The organism is Fibrobacter sp. (assembly GCF_045112255.1).
Lineage (GTDB): Bacteria > Fibrobacterota > Fibrobacteria > Fibrobacterales > Fibrobacteraceae > Fibrobacter.
In genome coordinates, this window is record NZ_JBGUHR010000067.1 from 1 (window position 1) to 5,045 (window position 5,045).

Sequence of the window (5,045 nt, forward strand, 5' to 3'; positions counted from 1 at the left end):
GCCGACAACGTACACGGCGGGCGTTTGCCCCATCATGTGCGGGTGCTTTGGGATGAGGCCGCCAATACGGGACAAGTCCCACAACTGGAGAAGTTAGTAGCCGTCATCCGCTCACGCGAGATCAGTCTGGCGCTTCTGTATCAGGCGCAGTCCCAATGCAAGGCCATTTACAAGGACAATGCCGAAACGATCTTCGGCAATATGGACACCATGATTTTCCTTGGTGGCCGGGAAAGTACCACCATCAAGGAGATTTCCGAAAACTGGCTGGGCAAGGCCACGATCTCCATGCAGACCGAGGGCCGCTCCCGAGGGCAGTCGGAAAGTTTCAGCCAGAACACCCAGCGGCTGGGCCGGGAGCTGATGACCCCCAGCGAATTGGCTACCATGCCCGGAGATCGGTGCATTTTACAGCTTCGGGGCCTGCCGCCGTTCTACTCCAAGAAATACGATTTGAAACAGCACCCCAACTACAAATACACCGCCGAGGCTGACAAGCGCAACGCCTTTGACCTGCAAAGTCTTGTCACCCGGCGCATGGACAAGCTCAACCCCAATGAGCAATACACCGTTTACGAGGTGGCCGTACCAGACGAGGCGCACATGGAAGAGGACGAGGACATCCTCAACTATGACGACCTCGACGACCCGGACACCTTTGTATAACCTCTGGTCATGGTGGCCAGAGGATGACGCGCCGCCCTTATGGGCGGCTATTATTATGGGTTCCCGCAAAATCAAAGATTTTGTGGGAAGAGGAGCCGCAACGGAATGAGTGATTTTTCGCGCTTGCGCGGAAATGAACGATATGAAGTTTGCGGCGACGAGGCCGGGGTATGGCCCCGGAGAAATGGAGGCATATATGGCTTTTTTCACTTCCGCTGTTACTACCTTGCAGACCCTCGTTGTGGCTCTGGGCGCTGGCCTTGCTGTGTGGGGCGTAGTCAATCTGCTGGAGGGCTACGGCTCCGATAACGCAGCGGCCAAGAGCCAGGGCATCAAGCAGTTCATGGCTAATTAAAGGGAACAAAAAGAAAGGAAAAGCCAATCCAGACGGTATCAGCGGCAGGCTACAAGAATAAATTGTGATTTCACAAGATTGGTGCTATAATAAGAGAAAAGTTCCTGCCGGGGCAGCCGCTCCGGTGGTATGGATAGAAAGGCAGGAAAACAATATGCACATCAGCTATAAACCACTCTGGCACACACTGTTAGAGCGTGATATGAGAAAAGAGGATTTAAGGCTTGCCGCTGGTATGACAACAAATATGATTGCCAACATGAGCAAAGAGGGAAAGCACATCAGCATGGATACATTAGCCCGTATCTGCGAAACGCTGAATTGTGAGATTACCGATGTGATTGAGTTAGTACCAGACGAGCCTGCTTCCACAGGAGGTAAGGAACATGAGCGAATTGAAACCAAGAATAAAAGAAAACGGAATTGATTATATCCTTGTTGGAGATTACTACATCCCGGACTTGAAGTTGCCGGAGGAACACCGCCCCATCGGAAAGTACGGACGGATGCACCGGGAATATTTAAGAGAAGTCTGCCCAGCCAGATTACACACATTGACCCTGACCGGGGAATTGTGGACATATCTTGCAGACCTGAACGAACAGGCACAGAAACGGTTAGACACCATCATGGAGCAGATGAAAGCTGCCGAGGGCGTGACCGAGGAATTGAAGCGTACCCGTCAAATGGAATGGGTGCAGCGTTGCAATAACATTCACAACCGGGCAGAAGAAATTGTTTTACATGAGATGATTTATTCATAACGGTATGGTAGAATGATTATTACAAATTAGAAGTTGTAAAGGAGACTTTGTATGGGTAGAAAAGAAATAACAACAAAAGAAGATTTAATGAAAGTAATAGAATTATTCGAAAATACTGGAATTACATACTGGTTGGATGGCGGATGGGGTGTAGATATTTTAGCTGGTAAACAAACAAGAATTCATAGAGATATAGATATAAATTTTGATGCTCAACATACGGAAAAATTGTTAAATGTGCTTTTGAATCTGGGCTATAAAATTGATACAGACTGGAAACCGGTTAGAATAGAGTTATATAGTGATGAACTTGGTTACTTAGACATTCACCCGTTCGTTTTAAGTGAGGACGGAACTTCAAAACAAGCTGATTTAGAGGGTGGCTGGTATGAGTTTGAAAAAGATTACTTTGGTAGTGCTTTTTTTGAAGGAAAAACAATTCCTTGTATATCCTTAAAAGGCCAAAGAGTTTTCCATTCAGGTTATGAATTAAGAGATAAAGATAAGCATGATATTTCAATTCTTGAAAGTTTATCAAAATAACATTGCTGTAATTTCTAAGATAAATTCCACTTTATCGCTTTGAAATTTTAACTGAATAAGTATAGCACCAACCGCTGCTACATGGAAGCAAACACAACCATGCAACAGCGGTTTTTCTTTACCGTTTTTTCCTTTGACTGATAGGAGTTCCTGTTTTCTTTGATTTTTGTAGAATCCGAATGAGCCAGCGAAATTCTTCGTCTGACAGATTTTTATAGTTGATGCCGAGCTGCTTGCAGTAAAGGACAACCAGCTTTTCATCCCGACTGCCCTTGAAATTTTCAACCGCTTCCAAATTTTCTTTCAATTCATCGGCAACGGTGGTCTGGGGCGCACTCTCGCTGTCCTTTTTGTGGGCTTCCCGAATATCCCGGATAATGAGATTGAGGTCATCAAGAACCATGTGGCTGAAATATTCATCATCGCTGATATGGGCGGCTTGCAGCACTTTCAAATGCGGGTCGTCTTCGCCGGGGCGATACCGTTCAATGATTTCATGCCGGACAGTATCGACAAGGGCGTTGAGGTTTTGAATCTGCATGGTGGCAATCCCATCTACATAAATCTCAATGTCCGCAAGAAACTTGATAAAGTCCTTATGAGTGGCAAGCTCACAGAGCAGACGGTTGTTAATCCGACCGCCTTTCAGAAGTGCCACCATCTCATCATTCAAATGCAGCTCTGTTAGTGGCGTGTTGATCTGCTCCCGGTTCTCTGTCCGGCACAGCAGATAATCAACGGAAACCCCATAGAAGTCTGCCAGCGTGATAAGGTTGCCATGATTGATTTCCTTATAATCCTCTTTTTCATAACTGCCAAGAGCTGATTTGGAAATGCCCGTCAGCTCTGATAATTCTTCCAGATTTAAGCCTTTGTCCTTGCGGAGTTCCCAAAGGCGTTCCTGTATGCTTGTCGCTCCTTTCATGGGCGCACGCTCCTTTCCGGCGGTTTCATTACTGCCGCTTAACTGGATTATATCATACTTTCCGCAATCGTGGAAATTTCTGATTTTTACCCTTAATTCCTACTTTGTGGACATACGGCACAGGGCACAAAAATGTTCTATGATACAGGTAGTTCATCGATGGATTATTCCAATCGAATGACCAGCCTGTGTGGGATATGCTTCCCCGGCGATGTAGCGCCATGACTTTTGGCAGGGATATGGAGGAACCCTGACCGAAACGAGCGTACCAAAGGGAGCAATACGCCGCTGTGAGATTCAGGGGAGGAACGACACCGGGGAGAACTGGCGAACTGATACCGAAATGATACCGAAACACGACAATCTGATAGGGGGATAGTCTACCCTATTGCTGATACTTCTGGAGATTTTAGACGGCTCTATGACCGTAATTTTGCCGAAAATCGCCCCGAAACTATACACTAAAACGGGAGGAAACGCAATATGCCGAGAATGAGCAAAAAGAGGAAGCATGAGCTTTCTTTTTACCTCAATGACCGGGGGCGTGTCACTTACAACGAATTATGCCGGAAATGCAAGCATGGGTGCAAGCAGAGCTTCCGGGCGGTTGTGGTTGACTGCCCCCGTTATTTATCCAAAAGAGCAAAGAAAAAGGAGGAACACACCGAATGAATTTTGAATTTATGACGATAGGCACACCGTTGCCGCCCTGTATGCCCTTTCCCAGAGCGTTGACAGGATTTCCAGTCAGCAGCACCGCAAAGGTCATGTACTGCCGGATGTTGGACGCTATGCTATCCAACGGACAGGAGGACGAGAACGGAATCCTGTTTATCTGCTTCCCTGTCACAGCCATTGCCGCAGTCCTGTCCCGCAGCCCCATGACGGTCAAGCGTTCTCTGAATGAACTGGAAACCGCCGGACTGATCATGCGAGTGCGTCAGGGCGTTGGAGAACCAAACAGGATTTATGTGCTGATACCGGGAAAGGAGGACGCTGCCCTTGCCTGATACCTCAAAGCTGGAAAAGCTCAACCGAGAGTTGGAAAAGAGTGAAAAGAAACTGCGGAAAGCCATCAATGATGAAAAGGCATTGCAGCACCAGCTAAAGCAGCTTACCCGAAAAGAACGGACACACCGGCTCTGTACTCGTGGCGGTATGCTGGAAAGTTTTCTGCAAGAGCCGGAACGCCTGACAGATGATGATGTCATGCTGTTGTTGACACTCATTTTTCACAGGCAGGACACGCAGGAACTATTGAAGAAACTGCTGGAACGTGAGAAGCCGGAAACCCCTTAGTTTACTAAGGGCGCAATTATACACCACCCAAAGGTTGGTGCATTGCGTTCTCCGAAGGCTCCTTGCCGGAGGGCTGTGATTTTTCGCAGTCATGGTCTGCTCCAAATCATACAGGGGACGCTACGCTTCCCCTGCGCTGGCTACCGCCAGCTACCCTTTTGTGGACTTGTCATCTGGGGACACCTTGCGTTGCAAGCTGTTCCCAGCCGACAAGTTTCATAAAATATGCTATCTTTTCGATAGGCAATAAAGTATAATAAAGTCAGCAATAAATCGGAATTTTACGGTCAGTAAGGAATGCGTAAAGTTATATGATTGTATTATAAGCGATTTGTTAAATTTTTATAACCACTTGTATTTGCCTGCGATTTATGGTATAATATTTTGAAATTTAGAAAGAGGTGGGAAGATGATTAACTTTTCTTGCAAATAAAATCAAAATATGCGGTAGTGCTATACTTTGGCATTATTGTGTCTATTGCAAGAAAGTTAT

The 5,045-nt window shown here is 46.6% G+C and carries 9 protein-coding genes; 8 read left to right on the top strand and 1 reads right to left on the bottom strand.

Features of this window, described 5'->3' with window-relative positions:
* From ACJMM9_RS10050 to ACJMM9_RS10070, 5 genes are all read left to right on the top strand, one after another.
* A partial coding sequence (locus tag ACJMM9_RS10050) for a type IV secretory system conjugative DNA transfer family protein (RefSeq protein WP_405326310.1) occupies positions 1-666 on the top strand: 666 nt, incomplete at its 5' end.
* 196 nt (positions 667-862) lie between these two features.
* Positions 863-1,021 (top strand): Maff2 family mobile element protein, encoded by a 159-nt coding sequence (locus ACJMM9_RS10055; protein ID WP_405326313.1) that lies wholly within the window; start codon positions 863-865, stop codon positions 1,019-1,021.
* Between the two features lie 64 nt (positions 1,022-1,085).
* A complete protein-coding gene (locus ACJMM9_RS10060) occupies positions 1,086-1,448 on the top strand; it encodes a helix-turn-helix transcriptional regulator (protein ID WP_007887891.1) in 363 nt (120 codons plus the stop codon).
* A complete protein-coding gene (locus ACJMM9_RS10065) occupies positions 1,408-1,785 on the top strand; it encodes a TnpV protein (protein WP_002584333.1) in 378 nt (125 codons plus the stop codon). The genes ACJMM9_RS10060 and ACJMM9_RS10065 overlap by 41 nt, the downstream gene beginning before the upstream one ends.
* A gap of 51 nt (positions 1,786-1,836) precedes the next feature.
* A complete protein-coding gene (locus tag ACJMM9_RS10070) occupies positions 1,837-2,328 on the top strand; it encodes a nucleotidyltransferase domain-containing protein (protein ID WP_002584332.1) in 492 nt (163 codons plus the stop codon).
* A gap of 118 nt (positions 2,329-2,446) precedes the next feature.
* On the opposite strand, the gene ACJMM9_RS10075 is transcribed toward ACJMM9_RS10070, so the two are convergent.
* Positions 2,447-3,253, bottom strand: coding sequence for a helix-turn-helix transcriptional regulator (locus ACJMM9_RS10075; RefSeq protein ID WP_002584331.1), 807 nt, complete (start codon positions 3,251-3,253; stop codon positions 2,447-2,449).
* A 483-nt stretch (positions 3,254-3,736) separates the two neighbouring features.
* Here ACJMM9_RS10075 and ACJMM9_RS10080 point away from each other — a divergent pair, with 483 nt between their 5' ends.
* From ACJMM9_RS10080 to ACJMM9_RS10090, 3 genes are read left to right on the top strand one after another with little or no spacing between them, the layout of a single operon-like run.
* Positions 3,737-3,925: a hypothetical protein gene (locus ACJMM9_RS10080; protein WP_002584330.1), complete on the top strand. Its 189-nt coding sequence runs from the start codon at positions 3,737-3,739 to the stop codon at positions 3,923-3,925.
* Positions 3,922-4,263, top strand: coding sequence for a DeoR family transcriptional regulator (locus ACJMM9_RS10085; RefSeq protein WP_002584329.1), 342 nt, complete (start codon positions 3,922-3,924; stop codon positions 4,261-4,263). The genes ACJMM9_RS10080 and ACJMM9_RS10085 overlap by 4 nt, the downstream gene beginning before the upstream one ends.
* Entirely contained in the window at positions 4,256-4,552 is a 297-nt protein-coding gene (locus ACJMM9_RS10090; protein WP_002584328.1) for a DUF3847 domain-containing protein, read from the top strand. Before ACJMM9_RS10085 ends, ACJMM9_RS10090 begins: the two co-directional genes overlap by 8 nt.
* The last annotated feature ends 493 nt before the right edge of the window (positions 4,553-5,045 follow it).